Raw genomic sequence first — 22,762 nt, forward strand, 5'->3', positions numbered from 1 at the left:
GTACAGGTTCATCCTGGCAGATGGCGAAAAAAGACGCAATTCAAACTGTAGGGTTTTTAACCTGCCCGACGGCGCTAAACAGTCGACCATTGCGAACCAGCTCGCGTGGATAGCTGTTTTTCAGACGCGATCCCACCCGCCGGGCCAGCCCCAGCGGCTGACCCAGAAAGGTGACTATCATCTCGCCCTCAGGGGGGAACGCATCCGGAAAAATATCCCGCCCCCGGAACCACTCTTCGGCCTGCTCCGCGGTCAGGGGGAAAACGTTGGCCGCATGGGGTGAGGCCAGCGCGATGACGGCTTCATGCTGCCAGCGATAGCCTTTGGTGTGGCATTCGGCCAGACGTAGCCCACAACGCGAGAAACGCACCTTGCCAAACAGCGGCGCAATCTGTGCCGGGAACAGCCAGAGCTCCTTTTCCCGCTCCCACAACTGTAGCCTCTCGTCCCAGTGCAGTCCGATTTTGCGGGCGGCGTTTTCGACTTCATTAAGCCGCTTGCCCTTGAGTGGGGTGAAGGGGAATTTGCCTACCCGGAAGTCCGGCTCGGGTGGCGGCGCGATCGCGCTGGTTTTACGCAGCCGCGCCACGAAGAAACCTTCACAGTCGAAGATCTGCGGGAAAACGTGCAGCCAGCCTTCCGGCGTAAGCGCGCGCCTGGCTTCCGGGAAGAGTTCGCCTAACGGCTCGATTTCAACGGCGCCGGGATAGCGTTCCAGCAGCCAGCGGATAACCTGATGATTCTCTTCACGATTGAGCGTGCAGGTAGAGTACACCAGCACGCCACCTGGCCTGAGGGCGTGAAAGGCGCTGTCGATCAACTCACGCTGAGTGGCGGCGATCTCCTGATTGCTGGCCGGAGACCAGTTACGTAGCGCATCGGGGTCTTTGCGCACCACCCCTTCACCGGAGCAGGGCGCATCCAGCAGAATGGCGTCGAAGCTTTCCGGCAGCGCAGCACCAAAAACCCGGCCATCGAAATGGGTTAGCGCAACGTTGCTGACGCCGCAGCGGCTGAGGTTTGCGTGTAGCACCTTAACCCGGCTGGCCGAATATTCATTGGCCAGAATTGCCCCCCGGTTGTTCATAGATGCCGCCATCTGGGTGGTCTTGGAGCCCGGCGCGGCGGCCATATCCATCACCCGCTGCGGGCTGGAACCGTCGGCAAACAGCGCTGCAACCGGCAGCATGGAGCTGGCTTCCTGGATGTAGTACAGGCCGCTCAGGTGTTCGGCGGTACTACCCAGCGGCAGTTCGTCTTCGTTATCGCGTTCGATCCAGAATCCTTCCGGGCACCAGGGGATCGGCGTCAGTTGCCAGCCGTAGGGTTCGACCTGCAGAAGAAAGTCCGCCACGCTGATTTTCAGGGTATTGACCCGCAGACTGCGGCGCAGGGGCCGCTGGCAGGCAGCGATAAAGTCGTCAAAAGAGAGCGGGGCCGGCATAGCCTCGCGCATCAGGTCGAGGAAAGTATCCGGGAGCCAGGCAGATGGGGTTTGCACCAGGGAGCGTCTCGTTAAGTGAATTAGCAAAGGCGCAGTGTAGCATAAAGGTCCCGGCGCCGCAGGCGCCGGGACCTGGGGTTAGCGCGGCAGAGCGGTGCCCCATTCGCGCCACTCTTTGGGCTCGCTGTCGAGCAGCAGGAAGTGCTTGCCCGGATTCGCCACGGGCGCCAGCGGCGTGCCGGGAGGGGTGGCGAAGGCAATACCACCGCGAATAAACTGGTTAAAGGTGCCGGTCTTGACCACGCCACCGATCAGTCCGAAGTCCAGGCTATAACCGGAAGCCAGCCAGAACACTGAGTTATTACGCACCAGGTGCTGATAGCGCTTACTGATTCGCAGCGCCACCATTACGCGATCTGAAAGATTGCCCAGATGCATGCCGGTAACGGTACCGACTTCCATGCCACGGAACAGCACCGGCGTACCGATACTCAGCGAACCTGCATCCGGAACCTCGACAATAATGCTCAGGCCGTCCAGATAGCGGGAATCGGTAATGGTCGCTTCCTGCAGTTCAAAATTGCGCCGCGGTTTACCGTGGCCCGGTTCGACGTTGATATAGGGTTGAAGCAGGGTGTCCAGATGCTCAACGCCTGCCGCTGAAATTTGCGGGGTGATCACCGAAAAACGGGTGCCTGCCCGGGCGAAGGTATCGACATATTCCGGATAAAGCACAGCGCTGGCCTGAACTTCATTGCGATCGGTCAGCAGCTTCAGCGACTCCAGCTGACCGATATCGATACCCAGATAGCGGATAGGCATGCCTGCTGCCAGTTTGCCGGCATCGAAGGTATGTAGGGTAATCTGGCTACCCACGGCGCGGGCCGCGGTTTCCGATGGATAAAGATGGCGCTTCTGGCCGTCGGGCAGGCTGGCGCCAGACAGGTTATCGAAGCTGATGGCGCCTTTGAGCGCTCTGGCCAGCGGTGACGCCTGTACCGAAACGCCGGCGCCGCTGAGCTGGACTTTGGCGCCGCCTTCGGCCCAGAACACGCTGCTCCGGGTCAGCAGATGACGATACTGGGGTTTAATGTAGACATCGATATCAAAGGCGTTGGCGCGGGGGCGAATATCGACGATTTCGCCCACTTCGAATTTGCGATACAGAACGACAGAGCCGTCCTGGACATCCGGCAGGCTCTGGGCCGACAGCGTCAGCGTAGGGGCGGGCTGCTCGCTTTGGGTATTTTCCCTGGCTCGCTCCAGGTTGGCGTAGAGCGGATAGCGTTGCTTCAGTGCGCCACCATCGCCCGGCAGAATGCGGATACCGCCGTCGACCCAGTCGCTGGGAGCGGCACCGAGCATTTCAACCCCACTCAGGCCGACTTTCACATCAATGCGGCTGTTGACCACAAATTTGCTGTCGCCCTTAATCAGATGGCGATAACCGGGGTCGATAGCCACCGAGAAATTTACGCCTTTGGCGGTCAGTTGGCGATCCACGACCCGCCCTACCTGCACGCCGTGCAGCAGCAGAGGCTGGCCGGCGTCGATACCGAAGCTTTCCGGTGCGGTCAGCGTCAGCTTAAGGGTGCCGGGCTTTTGTAGCGGCGCTTTGTTTTCCTGAGCCACTGTAAAATGCGTTTTCGGCTCTCCCTCGCCGGGGATTAATTCAAGGGTACTGCCGGTCAGAAGGCCGCTCAGGCCCGGGTTGTGCAGCGATATTTTGGGGCTACGTAGTTCGATACGGGTGCCGCTGCGCATCAGGCTGACCACGCTGGGATCCACCGTCAGCTCGCCGCTGACGGCGCCGGTTTTCGCATTCAGAGAAAGCGTCGTCAGGGTACCGACTTCCAGCCCCTGGTACATCAGGGGAGTGGAGCCTTCCCTCAGCCCTTCGCCGCCGGGCAGATCCAGCTTCACTTTCACACCGCGTTTAGTGTCGGCCAGATCGTCATACAGTTGGTAGCTATCATTTTGCTTTGCGGCTGTACTCTGGTCAGGGGAGTCAAAGGCAATGGCGCCGTTAACCAGCGCGCTCAGGCTTTCCAGCTCAACCTTCGCCCCGGAAAGGCTGACGTCGGCTTTGACGCCGGAGACGTTCCAGAAGCGGCTGTTTTTCTTCACCAGGCTGGTGAAGCGGCGATCGATTAACACATCGATGGTCACGCCCTGTTTATCGGCGTCGATCGAATAGTCATAGACTCTGCCCACCGGAATTTTACGGAAATAGACCTGCGAGCCGCTACTCAGGGAGCCTAAATTCGGCGCCCGCAGATGAATCATCAGCTCGCCGTTGTTGATACGATATCGGGGTTGGGTATCCAGGGCGGTAAAATGCTCTTTGGGTTCGCCCGGTCCGGGCATCATGCCGATATAGTTGCCACCGACCAGGGCATCAAGACCGGAAACGCCAGCCAGCGAGGCTTTGGGGGTCACCAGCCAGAACTGGGTTTCGCTGCGCAGGGCGTCTTCCATATCACGCTTAATGCTGACGGTGACCGCAATCTTTTTCAGGTCTTTACTCGGGCGCACATTCTGGACGGTGCCGACTTCTACCCCCTGGTAGCGCACAGGGGTGCGGCCGGGTACGATGCCATCGGCAGAAATAAAGTCGATAGTGACGGTGGCGCCGTGCTCCTGCCAGGTATTCCAGACCAGCCACAGCGCAATCAGGAGCGCGATAACCGGCAGCAACCAGAACGGAGAGATGCGGCGTTTTGTTTTGATCTTCGCTTCAGTCGGTGAAGCGGGGGTTTCCTGACTCATGAGCGTCCCAAAGTAAGCGGCTGTCCAGCCATTCAACTGCAAGAATAGTTAAAATTACCGCTGCGCCGAAATAGAAGGCGGCCGGTCCCATGGTAAAAGCCAGCAGCTGATCGCGATTGACCAGCGACATGGTTAACGAAATAACAAACAGATCCAGCATGGACCAGCGGCCTATCCAGGTCACGAAGCGCAGCAGCAGAATTCGGGTTTTTAGCCCCTGCTCGCATTTCAGATGGATGCTAATCAGCAGGGTGAACAGCACCAGCACTTTGGTAAACGGCACCAGAATACTGGCGATAAAGACCACCCCGGCCACTGGTAGGTTACTTGAGGCCAGCGACAGAATACCGGACAGGATAGTGTCCTCCTGACGGGCGCCGTTCACGTAGATAATCGATATCGGCAACAGGTTAGCTGGCAGTAAAAAAATCAGCGAGGCGATAAGTGCCGCCCAGCACTTTTGTACGCTCAGTGGACGCCGGTGATGGAGCGGTACGTGGCAACGTGGGCAGCGGCCGCGATGGTCGGGCACGCCGGTAAAGTGGCAACTCAGGCAGACGCGCAGCTGGTGGTTGCGGTGACGAGCGGGTTTCTGTGGGTAAAAGCGTTCCCACAGCTCTTCCATATTCAGATGAATCAGGGTCAGTATACTGAGCAGCGTCAGTGCCGCAAAGGCATACAGGCCAATACCCGGTTGCAGGAAGGCATATTCGCTGACCTTGATCGAGGCCACGCCGACGCCCACCAGATAAATGTCCAGCATCACCCATTCTTTGAGTTTATCCAGCATCAGCAGCACCGGACGCAGATTCATGCCGAGGATATTGCCGAGCCACAGATAGGCGATAGCGGCCACCAGGATGACCGGGGCAGCTACTGAACCGAACAGTACCATCGCAGCAGTGAGCGGTGATCCCTGCAGCACCATCTGGCGTACCCCCTGCAGCAGGCTGGCCTCGATATGGCTTCCCAGCAGCCACATGTGCAGCAGCGGTTCGCCCCAGGCGAAGGGCATCAGCAGCAGCATGGTAATCGCCATGGCACCCAGGCGGGTCATCGACCAGTCCCGACCGTTATGAACTTTAGCATGACAGCGTGGACAGAAGGCGTCCTGATGCGATTTCACCACCGGTAACAGAAAAAGGGTATCGCATTCAGGACAACGCTGATACCGTGAATGTGGCAGAGCCTCACTAATGGCGTGAATAACAAGGGGATTGCCCGATGAGGAGTGCCTGAATTTTAGCGCCATGACGTTAGATGTCTGATAATTGCCTCTGCGAAGGGTAACCTAACCCGTGATTCGTCTTGAGCGTAACCGCATTTAATGCTTATTTTATCAGGCATAGTCTTAAGTAATACAGCCGATGTGATTGATTAATGAATAAAGAACAATTTTACGCGGATCTCAACCGAGACTTTAATGCTTTAATGGCAGGGGAGACCAGCTTTCTGGCCATTATGGCGAATACCAGCGCGCTGCTCTTTGAACGTCTGGAGCAGGTGAACTGGGCCGGCTTTTACCTTCTGGAAGGAAAAATGCTGGTGCTGGGGCCGTTTCAGGGCAAGCTGGCCTGCGTGCGTATTCCCGTGGGAACCGGTGTGTGCGGCACCGCGGTCGCGACCGGCTCCGTACAGCGAGTGGCCGATGTACACACTTTTGACGGCCATATCGCCTGTGACGCCGACAGTAATGCTGAAATCGTACTGCCATTGATCGTGGAAAATCAGATTATCGGCGTTCTGGATATCGATAGCACGCAGCATGACCGCTTCGATGAGCAGGATGAGCAAGGTCTGAGTACGCTTGCGAAAAACCTGCAGAGCGCGATCGCATCCAGCGATTTTAAAAAATTCTTTACGATTAACGCGTGATAAACAACGGTTCCCGTAGCATTTGCCGATGGCGTCATTATAATGGCGCCTGTTCATGCCTGCGACTTGGTTGGCAAAGCCCGTTGTAATCAGGAAATTTCATGGAAAATCAACCTAAGTTGAATAGCAGTAAAGAAGTTATCGCCTTTCTGGCCGAGCGTTTTCCTCGCTGTTTTAGCGCCGAAGGTGAAGCACGCCCCCTGAAAATTGGTATTTTTCAGGATTTGGTCGAGCGTGTTCAGGGGGAGATGAGTCTCAGTAAAACCCAACTTCGTTCCGCTCTTCGTCTCTATACTTCCAGCTGGCGTTATCTGTACGGCATTAAGCCGGGCGCCACGCGCGTTGACCTGGATGGCAACCCCTGCGGTGAACTGGAAGAACAGCACGTTGAACACGCCCGCAAGCAGCTGGAAGAAGCGAAAGCGCGGGTTCAGGCTCAGCGTGCTGAGAAGCAGGCGAAAAAGCGTGAAGCGAACGGCGAGAGCGAAGTTCCGCGCCGCGAGCGCAAGAGCCGCCCGACTACGCCCCGGCGTAAGGAGGGGGCCGGGAACAAGCCCCGTGCAGAGAAGCCTGCTGCCAAAGCCGCGCGCGCCGCAGAGCCGCGTCACACGCCGGTAACGGATCTCTCCGTATTGAAGCCGGGCCAGAGCGTCAAAGTTAAAGCAGGTAACAATGCGATGGACGCCACCGTGCAGGAAGTCACCAAAGACGGCGTTCGTGTGCAGTTGACTTCTGGTATGTCAATGATAGTACGCGCAGAACACTTGCTGTTCTGAAACGGAGGTCAACCCAGGGCATGAACAATTTTTTTAAGCTTACGGCTGTCGCCAGCCTGCTGCTGCTTTCCGGCAGCGCGCTGGCGGTTGAAGATATTACCCGCGCGGATCAGATTCCAACGCTGAAAGAAGAGCCGCAGCATTCAACGGTAAGCGAGCGTGTGACGTCGCGCTTTACCCGTTCCCACTATCGGCAGTTCAATCTTGATAATGCCTTCTCGGCAAAAATCTTCGATCGCTACCTCAATCTGCTGGATTACAGCCACAATGTGCTGCTGGCCAGTGATATCGACGAATATGCGAAGAAGAAGAGCCTGATTGGCGATGAGCTGCGCAGCGGACAGTTGGACGTTTTCTACGATCTGTTTAACCTGGCACAAAAGCGTCGCTTTGAGCGCTACTCATACGCATTGAAGGTGCTCGATAGGCCGATGGATTTTACCGGCAATGACACCTTTAATCTCGATCGCAGCAAGGCGCCCTGGCCGACCAGCGAAGCCGAGCTTAACAAGCTGTGGGACGCTAAGGTTAAGTACGATCAACTGACGCTGAAACTGACCGGCAAAAGCGATAAAGAGATTCACGACACGCTGTCGCGTCGCTATAACTCAGCCATTCGCCGACTGGCGCAGACCAAGAGCGAAGATGTTTTCTCGCTGGCGATGACGGCATTCGCTCACGAAATAGACCCCCACACCAACTATTTGTCGCCGCGCAACACCGAGCAGTTCAATACCGAAATGAGCCTGTCGCTCGAAGGTATTGGCGCCGTGCTGCAGATGGACGATGACTATACCGTCATTAACTCGCTGGTGGCGGGCGGTCCGGCAGCGAAAAGCAAATCACTGAGCGTCGGCGATCGTATCGTTGGGGTAGGGCAGCCGGGTAAATCCATGCAGGATGTGATCGGCTGGCGTCTGGATGACGTGGTGGCGCTGATCAAAGGCCCGAAAGGCAGTAAGGTGCGTCTTGAAATCCTGCCGGCGGGCAAAGGCACCAAAACTCGTATCGTCACTCTGACCCGCGAGCGCATCCGCCTTGAAGATCGGGCGGTGAAGATGTCGGTGAAACACGTCGGTAAAGAGAAGATCGGCGTGCTGGATATTCCAGGCTTCTATGTCGGTCTGACCGATGACGTGAAGGCGCAGCTTCAGAAACTGTCTCGTCAGCACGTCAGCAGCGTGGTTATCGATCTGCGCTCGAACGGTGGCGGCGCCCTGACGGAGGCGGTATCGCTTTCCGGACTCTTCATTCCGAGCGGGCCGGTGGTGCAGGTGCGCGACAATAACGGCAAGGTGCGTGAAGATAGCGACACAGACGGCGTAGTCTATTACAAAGGGCCGCTGGTGGTGCTGGTCGACCGCTTTAGCGCTTCGGCCTCCGAGATTTTCGCGGCGGCGATGCAGGATTATGGTCGGGCGCTGATCGTCGGTGAACCGACCTTTGGCAAGGGCACCGTACAGCAGTATCGCTCGCTCAACCGTATCTACGATCAGATGCTGCGTCCGGAATGGCCGGCGCTGGGTTCGGTGCAGTACACCATTCAGAAGTTCTATCGAATTAATGGCGGCAGTACCCAGCGTAAAGGGGTCACTCCGGATATTCCTATGCCGACTGCCAGCCAGGATACGGAGACCGGCGAGAAATTCGAGGATAACGCGCTGCCCTGGGATAGCATTAAACCGGCGACCTGGGTACAGGCGGGAGATCTGAAAGGATTTGAACCCGAATTGCTGAAACTGCATCAGCAGCGGATCGCTAAAGATCCGGAGTTCCAGTTCATTATGAAGGATATCGAGCGCTACAACGCGATGAAGGCGAAACGCAACATCATCTCTCTGAACTACGCCCAGCGTGAAAAAGAGAACGATGAAGAAGAGGCGACCCGTCTGATGCGCGTTAACGATCGCCTGAAGCGAGAAGGTAAGCCGCTGCTGAAGAAAATCGACGATCTTCCCAAAAATTACCAGGAGCCGGATCCTTATCTTGACGAGACGGTTCATATCGCCAGCGATCTGGCGAAAATGGAACAGGTGCGGCCGGCTCAGCAGCCCGAAAGCGCACAATAATCCCTCAACAGGCACAAAGTTTTGTGCCTGTTTTTTTAGCCTTTCTCTGTATTGCGTTAGCTAAATGCTACAAAATGTAAAGATATGTCTTTTTCGTCACCTGACGGCCTCCGATCGTTGAAAATAACGCTTTCGCACCTCACGATGTGAGGAATCGCGTAGTGCGTTTTGTTTAAACGAGGTTAAAAAAATTATGATGCGAATCGCGCTTTTCCTGCTGACCAACCTTGCTGTGATGGTCGTCTTCGGGATTGTGCTAAGCCTGACAGGGATTCAGTCCAGTAGCGTTACCGGTCTGTTGATTATGGCGCTGCTGTTTGGCTTTGGCGGTTCTATCGTGTCGCTGATGATGTCCAAATGGATGGCGCTGCGCTCGGTAGGTGGGGAAGTGATTGAACAGCCGCGTAACGAGACGGAACGCTGGCTGCTGGAAACCGTAAGCCGTCAGGCGCAGCAGGTGGGGATCGCCATGCCGCAGGTGGCTATCTATCATGCGCCGGATATCAATGCGTTCGCTACCGGCGCCCGTCGCGACGCCTCCCTGGTCGCGGTCAGCACGGGGTTGCTGCAAAACATGAATCAGGATGAAGCCGAAGCGGTTATTGCCCACGAAATCAGCCACGTGGCGAATGGCGATATGGTGACGATGACGCTGATCCAGGGGGTAGTGAACACCTTCGTAATCTTTGTCTCACGTATTATCGCGCAGCTGGCTGCCGGCTTCCTGAGCGGCAACCGCGATGAAGGCGAAAGCTCCAACGGCAACCCGATGATCTACTTCGCGGTTTCTATGGTGCTGGAACTGGTATTTGGCATCCTCGCCAGTATTATTACCATGTGGTTCTCGCGCTACCGGGAGTTTCACGCCGACGCCGGATCCGCGAAGCTGGTGGGCCGTGAGAAGATGATTGCAGCCCTGCAGCGTCTGAAGACCAGCTACGAGCCGCAGGAAGCCAGCAGTATGATGGCATTCTGCATCAACGGTAAGGGTAAGTCCTTCAGCGAACTGTTTATGAGCCACCCGCCGCTCGATAAGCGTATCGAAGCGCTGCGTAGCGGAGAGTACCTGAAGTAATTTGGGGAATAATAAAAAAGCGCCGAATGGCGCTTTTTTTAGGTTCATCGCGGATTAGCATGAAGATGAGGTTAGCGTGGTTAGCTCATTTTCTGGGTGAATATACCGCGCAGGAGAAAATTCCGTTTACTTTAAGGTGAGCTTGCTTATGCTGTTTGCGGGGCTGGGGGATTGGGCTTTACATGCGCTGCCAGCTGGCCCGTTCAGCGGTGATGAATCAACTGAGAAGCAGAAACTCAAAGTGAACGGAACAGCCCACCATATCGTCTTGTTCTGCTGGTTTTTTGCTTCCATTTTTAAATATTCCACGCTAAAGCACGATAAACCTTTTTACGCCCGGTAGCGGGGTTGTCGCAGGCGCAGGCTGCTGATGATCGCAGCAATGCAGGCAAAGCTCGCCGCCAGCCAGAGGGCGGACTGCGTACCGCTATCGTGGAAAAAATTAAACATCAGCGCTACCAGCGCGGCCCCGATACTCTGCCCGGTCAGGCGCGCAGTGCCCAGCATCCCGCTGGCGCTACCGCTGCGGTTATGCGGAGCGCTGGAGATTAGCGTATGGTTATTGGGCGACTGGAAGAGGGCGAAGCCAGCGCCGCACAGGGCCATACGCCAGATGATGTCCATATCGCCAGGAGTATCCGTGAGTAGCGCCAGCGCTGCCAGACCTGCGGTAAACAGCAAGAGCCCCAGAGCGCCTAACAGCCCGGCGTGAACATGTTCGATCAGCCGCCCGGCTATGGGCGCTACCAGCATGGTGGCGATGGGCCACGGCGTCAGCAGCAATCCGGTTTCTACTTCGCTGCGGCCCAGCTCCCCCTGCATCCAGAACGGTAGCGCGACCAGCGCCAGCATTTGGGCGATAAATGAACAGATGGAGGTGGCCATCGATAGCGAAAATATCGGAATACGTAGCAGATCCACCGGCAGTAGCGGTACTTCCAGACGCAGCTGGCGGCGCACGAACAGCGTGCCGATAATCAACAACGCGATAAACTCCGCGGCCACCAGCAGCGGCGATTGTCCCTGGGCAAAGCCGCTCAGCGCGCCAATCAGCAGGCCGAAGGTCAGGGCGTTCATGAGCGCGCTGGTCAGGTCGAAACGCTGATGCTGTTTTTCAGTATTGGCGGGCAACCAGCGCAATGCCAGAATCAGGCCTGAGACCCCGATGGGGAGGTTAATCAGGAACAGCCAGTGCCAGGTGGCGACTGACAGAATCGCGGCGGCGACCGTAGGGCCAGCTGCGGCGGAGACCGCTACAATTAGTGCGTTAATAGCGAGCCCACGCCCCAACCGGGCGCGTGGATAGATCAGGCGAATCAGCGCCGTATTCACGCTCATCAGTGCCGCGGCGCTCAACCCCTGGAGTACCCGTGCCACAATTAGCCACTCCAGGGAAGGGGAAAGGGCGCACATCAGCGACGTCAGGCTGAACAGCGCCAGCCCGTAACGGTAGATACGCCGGTAGCCGACCATATCACCCAAAAAAGAGAATGACAGCAGCGCGACCATAATGGCCATTTGATAGGCGTTAACCACCCAGATGGTGCTGGCCGGGCTGGCCTGAAGCTCCTGAGACAGCGTCGGCAGGGCAACATTGGCGATTGCCCCATCAAGCACTGACATCATAATGCCCAGAGCAATGGTGATAATGGCGCCGTAGCGCTGGGGCAGCGGCATGCCGTCTGCGGGAGTTTTTTCCATAAAATGACGAATCAGTGGCAAAAGTTTAATAAAGAGACCAGTTTATCACTGAAGGTTCTGGTGCATGTCGCAGATTTGTAACGAAACAGGCCGGGATCGATTGCGGATCGCGAAGGGGCCAATTATACTAAAAACCAGTTCTGATTTTTATAAAACAAGTTGCGCCGAGGTGATGAATGGCAGTTGCAGATTTGGATAAACAGCCGGATTCGGTCTCTTCCGTCCTGAAGGTGTTCGGTATTCTTCAGGCGTTGGGAGAAGAGCGCGAGATAGGGATAACCGAGCTGTCGCAGCGCGTAATGATGTCGAAAAGTACGGTATACCGCTTTTTACAGACCATGAAATCGCTCGGTTATGTCGCTCAGGAAGGGGAATCTGAAAAATACTCCCTGACCCTGAAGCTTTTTGAACTGGGCGCCCGTTCGCTGCAGAATGTCGATCTGATTCGTAGTGCCGATATTCAGATGCGCGAACTGTCGCGTCAGACGAAGGAAACCATCCATCTTGGCGCGCTGGATGAAGACAGTATCGTCTACATCCACAAGATAGATTCGATGTATAACCTGCGTATGTATTCGCGCATTGGCCGCCGCAATCCGCTGCACAGTACCGCTATCGGGAAGGTGCTACTGGCCTGGCGTGACCGCGATGAGGTGAAGGAAATTCTCTCTCAGATAGAATATACCCGCAGCACTTCCCGCACTATCGGCAGCGCTGAAGAGCTGCTTCCGGTACTGGATAGCGTTAAAGAGGTGGGTTACGGCGAAGATAACGAAGAGCAGGAAGAAGGACTGCGCTGCATTGCGGTGCCGGTATTCGACCGTTTCGGCGTGGTGATTGCTGGTCTGAGTATTTCGTTCCCGACCCTGCGCTTTTCAGAGGAAAAGCTGCATGAATATGTGGCGATGCTGCATCGCGCCGCGCGCAATATCTCGGAGCAGATGGGCTATCACGACTATCCGTTCTGATGAATACGGCCCCGCGTTGTGCGGGGCCGTATTCACTTATTTACCGTCGTCGACTGCATCGCCGGTTTTACGCAGCACCGGGCAGTCCGTAATACCAATAATACCGCTGTCGGTATGAACATACTGAACGGTTTGCGTACTGCGGGCGGTCAGATACTTACACTGCAGCCCCAGCCCTGCAGCATTCTCCTTGCTGCCGATAAGCACCCCATAGCCGCTCAGTAATAAGCCAATCCAGATGAGCGCCAGCACAATAATGATACGAATCAGGATGCGCATTATTCCCTCTTATTTGATATTGATATGCAAAACCAGGTTAAATCAGCAGGCAGCGCTTAACAATCTGATGATTCCTAAAGGAAACGCTGAATGAGTGAAGTTTGGTTTAACCTGCGGATGCCAGGATAATAGCATACCATGCCCAATAACGATGGAGTCGCTGTGAGAAAATACTGGTGGATTATCCTGATAGTCGTCCTTATCGCCTGCCTGCTGATGTGGACTCAGATGTTGAACGCTATGTGCGATCAGGATGAACCATTCTTCAACGGTATTTGCGTCGTGAATAAATTTATTCCCTGGTAGCCGCCGCAGGCGCTCACCCGGGTGGTGTCCCGGACGGACCCGCGGTAGAATTCGGGTTTGTTTGAGGTGGTTAAATGAATGAATTCATGAATACGTTAAACGTGACGTCGCTGGCGGTTTCCGGACTGATACTGGTCGTTGGCCTGGTGGTGTGGTTTTTTGTGAATCGCGCGAGCGTGAGGGCCAGTGAGCAGGTCGCGCTGCTGGAAGCGATGCTTGAGCAGCAGAAACGTCAGAACGCGCTGTTGCGTCGCCTGTGTGAGGCCAGCGAACCAGAAAAGGAAGTGCCGGCGCTGGTTTCGGACGATAGCGATGAGGAGCTGGTGCGACTGGTCGCGGAGCGCTGAATCTGCTATATCATCCAGAGGCTGATTCCGCGGAGGCCCGATGCCCTGGAAAAACCCCTGGTATGATCCCCAACTGGCGCACCACCTTCCCGATGGTTTTCGTAATATCGAGCCGGGTCGGCGACAGCCCGGCGATTTAAAGCGCTGGCGCAAAATGCGGCGTGAGCAGGGCCTGCCCAGGCCTCCCGCAGAAGGCTATCCCGGCTTTATCGCCCGCTGGTGGCAATATGCCGAAATTCAGGGCGATAGCGACGCCGTCTGGTGGCTGGGACATGCCACGCTATTGCTGCGCCTTAATGGCCGCTATTTGTTGACCGATCCTGTCTTCTCTCTGCGCGCTTCTCCACTTCGCTTTTGGGGGCCTCAACGCCGGACGCCGTTGGCCCTTAAGCCGGATGATTTGCCGCATCTCGATGCGGTACTGATTTCTCATAACCATTATGATCATCTGGACTGCGCCAGCATCCGATCGCTGCATCGCCGCTTTCCGAATGTCGTCTTCTTCGTTCCCGTGGGGCTGGGAACCTGGTTTCGGCGCCGGGGGATCCGTCGGGTTGTCGAGCGCGACTGGTGGCAGAGCCATGAGTTGAATGGTATTACGCTGACTGCCGTGCCGGCGCGCCACTGGAGCATGCGTACTCCCTGGGATCGCAATCGCTCGCTGTGGTGTGGCTGGGTGGCAGAGAGCGCCGACCGACGCTTCTGGTTCAGCGGCGATACCGGCTACAGCGAACTGCTGTTGGAGATCCCGCAGCGCCTTGGGGTACTGGATGGCGCGGCGATCCCCGTTGGCGCCTATGAGCCGCGCTGGTTTATGCGCTATCACCATATGGGCCCTCAGGATGCCGTGGCGCTGTGGCAGGCGATTGGGCGGCCTATTGCTATTCCTGTACACTGGGGCGTTTTTGAGCTGGCGGACGAGTCGCTGGATGCGCCACCGCGAGAATTGCGCGCGGCGCTTAGCGCAGCAGGGGAGGAGGAAGAGGCGGATTTCCGCCCGCTGCGCATTGGTCAGTATTTGACGCTCGAGCGGAAATAAAGAAGTGTTATTGTATGACGATCCTGTGATTATTTTATTTCAGTATTATCTCAGCGATGACTTATGGTGTTTTATATTGCGGTGCAGACCTTGCACGATTTTGATGCACTGTCATTAAAGCGTCATTATTCTGGTGCAATATATTGTTGAACTGCTCAAATTTTATTATCTACAGCAAACTGGCGAATCCGAATGTTCGCAGCTAAACTTAACTCGCGGTCGTTCGACCATTACTTTCTGTTATATGTTTACCGAAAAAGATATAACCAAAAAAGCGAGGCGGCACGACTTTTTGAGTGTTCGTCTGGACGAGCGGAAGTGTTTGAGCTATGGTGAAAAAGTCGTGACGAAGCGGGGCTTAAGGCCTTGTTCTGCGCGGTAGGGTACTGCAGCTTTTGCGCATGCAGGTGCATAATTTAGGCGCTGTTTATCTGGTGAATATCTGAATCTGTGCGGCAGATCGTGACACGCTTAAAAATGGCTTGCCATCGGAAACGTTGTGTGTGATAACACGATGGGTTAAACGAGGTATAGTTCTGTTTATGTGTGGCATGTTAAGTCAAAGAAGTCCTGAGTAAACACGATGACGTTGAATACCGCTTCTCTGCCGAACCTTATATTAGTGCCTCAAGCAGTAATGTCTCAGTTTTATCTAAAGTTGCGCCTGCGGGCGAAGAAAACAATTTAAGGAATTTGTAAATGGCAAAGATCAAAGGTCAAGTTAAGTGGTTCAACGAGTCTAAAGGCTTTGGTTTCATCACCCCGGCTGACGGCAGCAAAGATGTGTTCGTACACTTCTCCGCTATTCAGGGCAACGGGTTCAAAACGCTGGCCGAAGGCCAGAACGTTGAATTTGAAATTCAGGACGGCCAGAAGGGCCCGGCAGCCGTTAACGTGGTCGCCATCTGATAATCTGCCGCAGCCGATATCAGGTTGCCGATGAATGATGCCCCGTTGCCCCTTTTATTGGGCGCGGGGTTTTTTGTTGTCCGCGTTAACCCTCTCACCGGTTATCCCATAGCCGCTTTATTCCTGCCAAAACAGTATGGTTTTTCAGAGTGTTACTAAACCTGCCCTCTGGTTGTTTTCTGTTGCAAAGCGCCAGGCGCTGTTAGCATTTTGTGACGTTATCCAGGATTAATGTCGGGTTTAATCAGGCTACCAACCGGTTAACCTCAAAGGAGAGGATGTGAAAAAATTGCGCGGCGCGACGAGCCTGAACTTTGTCCACTGGCGTTACGGGCTGCTCTGCATCGCCATATTGTTTAGCCTGCTGGTGATTCTGGGCCGGGTTGCCTGGCTGCAGCTGATTGAGCCGGATCACCTGGTGAAAGAAGAAGATAAACGTTCGCTGCGTGAAGAGCCGGTGGTGGTGCCCCGCGGCATGATTGAAGATCGCAATGGCCAGCCGCTGGCGGTTAGTGTTCCGGTGGCGGCAGTCTGGGCCGATCCGCTGATTGTCTCGCAGAAAGGTGGCGTGCAGATTAATGCCCGCTGGCAGGCGCTGGCAACCACGCTGAAGCAGCCGCTCAGTGACATAGCCCGCCGCATCGAACGTAACCCGAAAGGGCGCTTTGTTTATCTGGCGCGCCAGCTCGATCCTCAGCAGGCGGAATACATTAAGAAGCTGCACCTGCCTGGCATTAGTCTGCGCCAGGAATCCCGGCGCTTTTATCCTTCGGGTCATGTGGCGGCGAATCTGATTGGTTTTACCAATATTGACGATCGAGGGATAGAAGGCGTCGAAAAAAGCTTTAACCGCCAGTTGACCGGCAAACCCGGCGAGCGGCGGGTGCGTAAAGATCGTTACGGTAAGGTTATCGAAAATATCACCGAACGCCCACCTGTGCCGGCACACAATATTATTTTGAGCATCGACCGTCGGTTGCAGACCGTTACTGAAGATGCGCTCAGCAATGCCGTGACCTGGAATAAAGCGACATCGGGCGCTTCGGTATTACTGGATGTGCATACCGGTGAAATTCTGGCAATGGCCAGCTACCCCACCTTTAACCCTAACAATCGTGCCGGGGCCACTCTGGATGAGTTTCGCAACCGTGCCATCAGCGATACCTTTGAGCCAGGCTCTACGGTGAAACCGCTGGTCGTCATGACGGCGTTGCGTCAGGGAATAGTCCAGCCGGACAGCGTGGTAGATACCCATCCCTGGCGTATCGACGGCCATATGATTCGCGATGTCGGTTACTATCCGGAGCTGACCCTGACCGGTATCCTGCAAAAGTCGAGCGATGTCGGGGTTTCCCGGCTGTCGCTGGCGATGCCGATAAATGCGCTGATGCAGACCTATAAGGCCTTTGGCTTCGGCCAGCCTACCGGGCTGGGGCTGACCGGTGAGAGCAGCGGCTTGCTGCCGCACCGTCGTATCTGGGGCAAGCTGGATCGCGCCACCTTTTCCTTTGGTTACGGACTGATGGTTACTCCGCTGCAACTGGCTCATGTCTATGCCACTATTGGCGGTTTTGGTATTGAACGACCACTGTCGATTACTCGTATCGACCCGCCGGTAGAAGGGCACCGAGTGATGCCCGAGCAAGTCGTCCACCAGGTGGAACATATGATGGAAAGTGTCGCCCTGCCGGGCGGCGGTGGGATTAAGGCGGCGGTGCGTAACTATAGGGTGGCGGTAAAAACCGGCACGGCGAAGAAGATAGGGCCGGACGGTCACTATATCGACAATTATGTGGCCTACACCGCCGGCGTGGCACCGGCCACCAGGCCACGTTACGCGCTGGTGGTGGTGATCAACAATCCGCAAAACGGCGAGTATTACGGCGGGGCGGTGGCGGCGCCGGTGTTCAGCCAGATTATGGGCGATGTTTTGCGGTTGCAGAACATCGAGCCGGACGGAGTGGCGCCGGACTCAGACCATCTGTCGATACTGAATACTAACGATGAGGCGCATCCGCTATCGTGATCCCTTCCCTGACAGGGTGCGCAGCGGTAAACTGCGCCCCTCTTTTTCAGAACCCGGAGCCACCATGTCTTTTGTTTGTCCATTATGTCACGCACCGCTGGCAGAGCAATCCACGCTGTTTCGCTGCCCGGCAGGCCATCAGTTCGACAGGGCAAAAGAGGGGTATGTCAATCTGCTGCCGGTACAGCACAAGGGATCCCGACAGCCGGGGGACAGCGCTGAGATGATGCGCGCCCGCCGGGCGTTTCTGGATGCGGGCTACTACCAGCCACTGCGCGATACGGTAACAGCAGTGATGGCCGGCTCGCTGCCCGAAAATGGGCGGGTGCTGGATATCGGTTGCGGCGAAGGCTATTACACTTCGGCCTTTGCCGGGGCGCTGGGTCAGGGAGGGGAGTGCTACGGTCTGGATGTTTCAAAGGTCGCCATCCGCTACGGGGCGAAGCGCTATCCGCAGGTTCGCTTTTGCGTGGCGTCCAGCCATCGTCTGCCGTTTGCCGGCGGGACGTTTGACGCCGTGGTGCGTATCTACGCTCCGTGTAGCGCCGCGGAGCTGGCGCGGGTGGTGCGACCCGGTGGCATACTGGTGACGGTCACGCCAGGCCCGCGCCATCTGGTACAGCTAAAGGCGCTGATTTATCGTGAGGTTCAGCTCCATCCGAATCGGGAAGAACGACTGGAAGGTTTTGAACTGATGCAAACCCTGACACCGGGCTGGAGCATGCAACTGCCGGGCGTGCAGGCCCGGGCGCTGTTACAGATGACCCCCTTTGCCTGGCGGGCGCGTCCGGAAGTCTGGCAGCAGCTGGATGGGGCGCAAACCTTCGGGTGCGAAACGGATTTCGTGGTGCGGGTGTGGCGCCGCCTGGGCGGGTAATCAGCCGGTGAAATGGCTCCAGAGGATCTGGATGCCGATACCGATCAGTACAATGCCGCCGAGAATCTCGGCGCGTTTTCCGAGCAGCGGGCCGATAAAGCGCCCCAGCATCATGCCCAGCGTGGACATCATCATGGTGGCGCAACCAATGGCCAGCGCGGTGTGAATGATATTGACCTTCAGAAAAGCCAGGCCGACGCCGACTGCCATGGCGTCCAGGCTGGTGGCGATAGCGGTGGTCACCAGCAACCAGAAGCCATGACGCTGGCGCGGTTCTTCGCTGTCGCTGCGATTGCGAAAGCCTTCGAGAATCATGCGGCCGCCCAGGAATAGCAGCAGCGCGAAGGCCACCCAGTGGTTCCACTCCATCACTACACGGCTTGCCAGCATTCCCAGCCCCCAGCCGATAAGCGGGGTAATGGCCTCCACCACGCCGAAAATCAGCCCGGTACGTAGCGCTTCAGAGAATTTGGGCTTTTGCAGCGTGGCGCCTTTGCTGATGGAGACGGCGAATGCGTCCATGGACATGCCGAAAGCAAGAAGTAGCGTTGCAGATAGATTCATACGAGCGTCCTGACCGGGAAAACCATATAACGCAAATCACTGCCCCCAGTGTCAGCAGTAAATGCGCTATGGTCTCGCCTGACCGGAATTCACGTGATACTTCGCACGGCAAAAGCGCCTGGCCAGGCCTTCCTGTCGCACAAACTATTCAGGCTATTCCTGTGGCCCGTACGCACCACGTCACCTTCTGGTCACGAGTCTGTTGATGCGCACATTTCCTGTTTGCAGGAAATTGGCTACTCCCCAAAGAACGGAGCGTACTTTATCTTATTTTTTTTGAATCATCAAACATTGAAGATATTAATTGCCAGTTACCTGATAATGCTTTTCATTTGGCTTTTGAGGTAATGTTTTTGTTAATCATGGTGGCCTGTATGGTTAATAGACTTATAGCCTGTGCTATATTTTAGGTTATTTTTTAGCCCGGTTAAAACATGGCCCGGGCTATATTGTATCTTATTGGCCACGAAGCATAATTTTATATATGGCTTCAAGATCGTCGATATTCCTGACGCGAATAAGCAGGCGTTGTTTTTCTAATTGCACCACCAGAACTCCATCTTCAGACAAATTCATGGTGCTGATTCTGGCGTAGCTAATCCATAACGGGCCGTAGAAAAAGCCTCCCTTCTTAAATCGCAGCCAGGGGGTACGCAGCCAGCCAATATAAATAGCCAGCAGCGCTGTACCGCATAATAGCCAGGTGGTTAACAGGGAACCATGATTCACCAGGTTGTTATACACCAGAATAGCCAGCAGCGCGGTAAAGATGGCGGTGTCCACCGGGCTGCGGCGCAGTAGCGCGACTTTTAACAGCGTGTGGCCCCGGCGCCGTTCTGGCGCGATCTCAACATACAGCGCCCAGCCGAGCATCAGCGCAATCAGTACCATCAGGACGATTTCTGTCACAGCCATATTTTCTCCACAAAAAAGCCGGGGCAAGCCCCGGCGATGCCGATATCAGGGCTGAATTACAGTCCCAGCAGGCCGATAGCATAGCCCACAATACCGATAACGAAGAAACCGCAAATGATCCACAGTGCGTTGACCTTCTTGCGCAGCAGCCACATACAGGCAAAGGTGAGCAGTAACGGCACCAGGCCAGGCATCAACTGATCGAGGATATTCTGTACCGTTGTGACCTGTTCCTGACCGGTCTGGTCAGTGACCCGTGAAACTACCAGTGGTATGTTGACGTGGGTCCATTTGTTCACCAGCGCCCCCATCACAAAGAGGCCGAGAATTGACGCCCCCTCCGTCAGCTTTTGCAGGAAGCCGCCGCCCATATCCTTCACAATATCAACCCCTTTACGGTAGCCGTAAGCCACGCCATAGTAGCGGGTTAACAAACGCACCAGGTTGAACAGAATAAAGAACAGCAGGGGGCCGAGCAGGCTACCGCTCATGGCGATACCGGCGCCCAGTGCTGCGAACACCGGACGCACAGTGCCCCAGAAGATCGGATCGCCGACCCCGGCCAGCGGCCCCATCAGGCCCACTTTGATGCCGTTGATGGCGCCGTCGTCGATCTCGGCGCCGTTGGCGCGCTGCTCCTCCATCGCCAGGGTCACGCCCAGTACCGGCGCAGCCACGTAGGGATGGGTGTTAAAGAATTCCAGGTGGCGCTTAATAGCCTGACGGCGCGCTTCGTTATTTTCCGGATACAGGCGGCGAATAACCGGCACCATAGAGAAACAGAAGCCCAGCGCCTGCATACGCTCGAAGTTCCATGAACCCTGGAACAGGTTAGAGCGCAGGAATACGCCGCGAATATCGCCCGGAGTGAGTTTTTTCTCGGTAGTCGTTTTAGTCATATCAACCATGTCGCTCACCTGTTAATCCAGTTCATTATCGAGATCGTTAGAAGTTGCCGCCTGGGCAGGTGCTGCCGCAGAACGGTTATATTTCGGGCTCAGCTGGATGTAGAGCACGGCCATCACTGCGCCGATAACGCCCAGAGCCACCAGGTTGAAGTCGGTAAAGGCCGCGGTGACGAAGCCCAGATAGAAGAAGGGCATCAGGTAACCGGCACGCATCATGTTGATGACCATGGCGTAACCCACCACGACTATCATACCACCGGCGATGTTGAGCCCGTTGGTGACCACTTCAGGAATGGCGCTCAACAGGTTCTGTACTTCGCTGGTACCGACGGAAACCGCAACGATGACGGCCGGGATGGCGATACGCATGGCCTGTAGCACCAGCGCAGAAACGTGAATCCAGGAAAGGGCTGTCAGGTTACCTTTTTCCGCTGCGCTGTCTGCGGCGTGCTGGAAGCCCACTGTGATAGTACGAACGATAATGGTCAGCACCTGGCCTGCGGCAGCCAGCGGAATCGCCAGCGCGATGCCGGCGCCGATGCTTTGATGCCCGGCAATGACCAGAATGGTGGAAATGATGGAGGCCAGGGCCGCATCGGGAGCCACGGCGGCGCCGATATTCATCCAGCCAAGGGCGATCATTTCCAGGGTACCCCCGATGATGATGCCGGTTTTCATATCTCCCAGAACGGCGCCAATCAGCGTACAGGCGATCAGCGGGCGGTGAAACTGGAATTCATCGAGGATTGATTCCATACCCGCGATACAGGCGACGATAAATACCAGCACAATCTGAAGAGTGGTTATCTCCATTGTACTTCTCCTATAAACGTAGTCAGACTAAATGTGAAAAGCTGAGCACAGTGAAACCATCTGGTTTCGTCTATTTATCTATTTTGCTAATCAGGTCCATCATCCTGAGTTTGGGATCGCTGGCGACTTTACGGACTTCCAGCTCAATACCACGCTCGTTCAACTGCTTAAAGGCCGCAATGTCTTTTTCGTCGACCGACACCGCGTTATTCACCTGGGTTTTACCCTGGCGATAGGCCATACCGCCGATGTTCACCGAGGTGATCTTCACGCCGCCTTCCACCAGGCGTTCGACGTCGGTCGGGTTAGTGAATAGCAGCATCACGCGCTGACCGGCGTATTTCGGGTTGTTATAGACGCGAATCATTTTGGCGACGTCCACCACGTGGGCGGTGACCCCTGGCGGGGCGACCTGGGTGAGCAAGGTTTTGCGCACCTGATCGGCGGCCACTTCATCGCTGACTACGATAATGCGGGTGACGTTGGTCTCTTTGGTCCAGCGAGTGGCGACCTGACCGTGAATCAGACGGTCGTCGATACGCGCCAGGCCGATAACCATATAGTCATTAGGGCCCATGGGTTTAGCGGGCGCAGCCGGTTGCGGAGCTGCTACGGCGGCTGGCGCCGCGGGTTGAACCGGTTGCGCCGGTTTGGCCTTCAGCGCCTTCACGCCTTCGCGGCCGGTTTCCACTGCCAGCGCGACCAGCTCGTCGAAGCTGGGGTCATCGTCGCGGGCCATCAGGGTTTCGACCAGCATCGGGATATTAACCCCGGCGATGACCTCATAGCCCTCTTTATCCACCACGATGCGGCTGGCTGCGTTAAAGGGGCTGCCTCCCCATGTATCCACCAGGAACAGGACGCCTTTCGAGGTATCCAGTTTCTCCAGTTGGGCCTGATATTTTTCGATCAGGGTTTCTGCATTCTCCCCCGGGACGAAATCGATCCAGCCTACGTTCTCCTGCTCGCCAAGCAGCATTTCGGCAGTTTTTAACAACTGTTCCGCTGCCCAGCCGTGTGTGCCTATCACAATAGCAATGGTCACCTGCTACCTCCTGTTGTGTCGCCAGCCACTCTGTATGGTCTGATCAGAGTGAATCGA

At 56.0% G+C, this 22,762-nt stretch carries 22 protein-coding genes and 1 pseudogene; 13 read left to right on the top strand and 10 right to left on the bottom strand.

The features are described from left to right. Positions 1-40: 40 nt before the first annotated feature. The 3 genes from rsmF to yebS form a co-directional block, all read right to left on the bottom strand. Positions 41-1,501 carry a 16S rRNA (cytosine(1407)-C(5))-methyltransferase RsmF gene (gene rsmF / locus V3W49_RS02770; RefSeq protein WP_500143545.1) on the bottom strand — a complete coding sequence of 487 codons (1,461 nt, stop codon included), beginning with the start codon at positions 1,499-1,501 and terminating at the stop codon, positions 41-43. Positions 1,502-1,582: 81 nt separating this feature from the next. Further along, entirely contained in the window at positions 1,583-4,213 is a 2,631-nt protein-coding gene (locus tag V3W49_RS02775) for a PqiB family protein (RefSeq protein WP_500143547.1), read from the bottom strand. Further along, positions 4,182-5,465 carry a membrane integrity lipid transport subunit YebS gene (yebS, locus tag V3W49_RS02780; RefSeq protein WP_500143549.1) on the bottom strand — a complete coding sequence of 428 codons (1,284 nt, stop codon included), beginning with the start codon at positions 5,463-5,465 and terminating at the stop codon, positions 4,182-4,184. Before yebS ends, V3W49_RS02775 begins: the two co-directional genes overlap by 32 nt. A gap of 128 nt (positions 5,466-5,593) precedes the next feature. On the opposite strand from yebS, the gene V3W49_RS02785 reads away from it, so the two are divergent. From V3W49_RS02785 to V3W49_RS02805, 5 genes are all read left to right on the top strand, one after another. Next, on the top strand, positions 5,594-6,088 hold the full coding sequence (locus V3W49_RS02785; RefSeq protein ID WP_500143551.1) for a GAF domain-containing protein: 495 nt from the start codon (positions 5,594-5,596) through the stop codon (positions 6,086-6,088). 101 nt (positions 6,089-6,189) lie between these two features. Further along, positions 6,190-6,864, top strand: coding sequence for an RNA chaperone ProQ (gene proQ, locus V3W49_RS02790; protein ID WP_500143553.1), 675 nt, complete (start codon positions 6,190-6,192; stop codon positions 6,862-6,864). A 20-nt stretch (positions 6,865-6,884) separates the two neighbouring features. Further along, on the top strand, positions 6,885-8,933 hold the full coding sequence (gene prc / locus V3W49_RS02795) for a carboxy terminal-processing peptidase (RefSeq protein WP_500143555.1): 2,049 nt from the start codon (positions 6,885-6,887) through the stop codon (positions 8,931-8,933). A gap of 193 nt (positions 8,934-9,126) precedes the next feature. Continuing rightward, positions 9,127-10,008, top strand: a complete 882-nt coding sequence (gene htpX, locus V3W49_RS02800) for a protease HtpX (RefSeq protein WP_500143556.1) — start codon at positions 9,127-9,129, stop codon at positions 10,006-10,008. Positions 10,009-10,156: 148 nt separating this feature from the next. Continuing rightward, positions 10,157-10,351: a hypothetical protein gene (locus tag V3W49_RS02805; protein ID WP_500143558.1), complete on the top strand. Its 195-nt coding sequence runs from the start codon at positions 10,157-10,159 to the stop codon at positions 10,349-10,351. On the opposite strand, the gene V3W49_RS02810 is transcribed toward V3W49_RS02805, so the two are convergent. Continuing rightward, entirely contained in the window at positions 10,339-11,709 is a 1,371-nt protein-coding gene (locus V3W49_RS02810; protein ID WP_500143560.1) for an MFS transporter, read from the bottom strand. The two genes, V3W49_RS02805 and V3W49_RS02810, sit on opposite strands and share 13 nt — an antisense overlap. A gap of 176 nt (positions 11,710-11,885) precedes the next feature. On the opposite strand from V3W49_RS02810, the gene kdgR reads away from it, so the two are divergent. Then, the gene (gene kdgR / locus V3W49_RS02815) at positions 11,886-12,677 is read left to right on the top strand and encodes a DNA-binding transcriptional regulator KdgR (RefSeq protein WP_500143561.1); all 792 of its coding nucleotides are present in this window, start codon (positions 11,886-11,888) and stop codon (positions 12,675-12,677) included. A 36-nt stretch (positions 12,678-12,713) separates the two neighbouring features. Here the strand turns inward: kdgR and V3W49_RS02820 are convergent, their stop codons facing one another. Further along, positions 12,714-12,956, bottom strand: coding sequence for a YobH family protein (locus tag V3W49_RS02820; protein WP_138097874.1), 243 nt, complete (start codon positions 12,954-12,956; stop codon positions 12,714-12,716). A gap of 162 nt (positions 12,957-13,118) precedes the next feature. On the opposite strand from V3W49_RS02820, the gene mgrB reads away from it, so the two are divergent. The 7 genes and pseudogenes from mgrB (at position 13,119) to rlmA (ending at position 18,460) form a co-directional block, all read left to right on the top strand. Beyond that, positions 13,119-13,262, top strand: a complete 144-nt coding sequence (gene mgrB, locus V3W49_RS02825) for a PhoP/PhoQ regulatory lipoprotein MgrB (protein ID WP_138097873.1) — start codon at positions 13,119-13,121, stop codon at positions 13,260-13,262. 74 nt (positions 13,263-13,336) lie between these two features. Then, positions 13,337-13,609 carry a YebO family protein gene (locus tag V3W49_RS02830; protein ID WP_500143563.1) on the top strand — a complete coding sequence of 91 codons (273 nt, stop codon included), beginning with the start codon at positions 13,337-13,339 and terminating at the stop codon, positions 13,607-13,609. A 40-nt stretch (positions 13,610-13,649) separates the two neighbouring features. Then, entirely contained in the window at positions 13,650-14,648 is a 999-nt protein-coding gene (locus tag V3W49_RS02835; RefSeq protein ID WP_500143565.1) for an MBL fold metallo-hydrolase, read from the top strand. A gap of 542 nt (positions 14,649-15,190) precedes the next feature. Next, a pseudogene (locus V3W49_RS02840) lies at positions 15,191-15,336 on the top strand (DUF2627 domain-containing protein). 11 nt (positions 15,337-15,347) lie between these two features. After that, positions 15,348-15,557 carry a transcription antiterminator/RNA stability regulator CspE gene (gene cspE / locus V3W49_RS02845; RefSeq protein WP_004386688.1) on the top strand — a complete coding sequence of 70 codons (210 nt, stop codon included), beginning with the start codon at positions 15,348-15,350 and terminating at the stop codon, positions 15,555-15,557. A gap of 280 nt (positions 15,558-15,837) precedes the next feature. Next, positions 15,838-17,583, top strand: coding sequence for a peptidoglycan glycosyltransferase FtsI (gene ftsI / locus V3W49_RS02850; RefSeq protein WP_500143566.1), 1,746 nt, complete (start codon positions 15,838-15,840; stop codon positions 17,581-17,583). Between the two features lie 64 nt (positions 17,584-17,647). Beyond that, positions 17,648-18,460, top strand: coding sequence for a 23S rRNA (guanine(745)-N(1))-methyltransferase (gene rlmA, locus V3W49_RS02855; protein ID WP_500143567.1), 813 nt, complete (start codon positions 17,648-17,650; stop codon positions 18,458-18,460). Here the strand turns inward: rlmA and mntP are convergent, their stop codons facing one another. The 5 genes from mntP to manX form a co-directional block, all read right to left on the bottom strand. Continuing rightward, positions 18,461-19,024 carry a manganese efflux pump MntP gene (mntP, locus tag V3W49_RS02860; RefSeq protein WP_500143568.1) on the bottom strand — a complete coding sequence of 188 codons (564 nt, stop codon included), beginning with the start codon at positions 19,022-19,024 and terminating at the stop codon, positions 18,461-18,463. A 456-nt stretch (positions 19,025-19,480) separates the two neighbouring features. After that, a complete protein-coding gene (locus tag V3W49_RS02865) occupies positions 19,481-19,939 on the bottom strand; it encodes a DUF986 family protein (protein ID WP_500143569.1) in 459 nt (152 codons plus the stop codon). A gap of 56 nt (positions 19,940-19,995) precedes the next feature. Continuing rightward, positions 19,996-20,847, bottom strand: coding sequence for a PTS mannose transporter subunit IID (locus tag V3W49_RS02870; protein ID WP_500143570.1), 852 nt, complete (start codon positions 20,845-20,847; stop codon positions 19,996-19,998). A 12-nt stretch (positions 20,848-20,859) separates the two neighbouring features. Beyond that, positions 20,860-21,660, bottom strand: a complete 801-nt coding sequence (locus tag V3W49_RS02875) for a PTS mannose/fructose/sorbose transporter subunit IIC (RefSeq protein ID WP_500143571.1) — start codon at positions 21,658-21,660, stop codon at positions 20,860-20,862. A 70-nt stretch (positions 21,661-21,730) separates the two neighbouring features. Beyond that, positions 21,731-22,705 carry a PTS mannose transporter subunit IIAB gene (gene manX, locus V3W49_RS02880; RefSeq protein WP_500143572.1) on the bottom strand — a complete coding sequence of 325 codons (975 nt, stop codon included), beginning with the start codon at positions 22,703-22,705 and terminating at the stop codon, positions 21,731-21,733. Positions 22,706-22,762: the final 57 nt, after the last annotated feature.

It is taken from the genome of Rosenbergiella sp. YN46, assembly GCF_036620675.1.
Lineage (GTDB): Bacteria > Pseudomonadota > Gammaproteobacteria > Enterobacterales > Enterobacteriaceae > Jejubacter.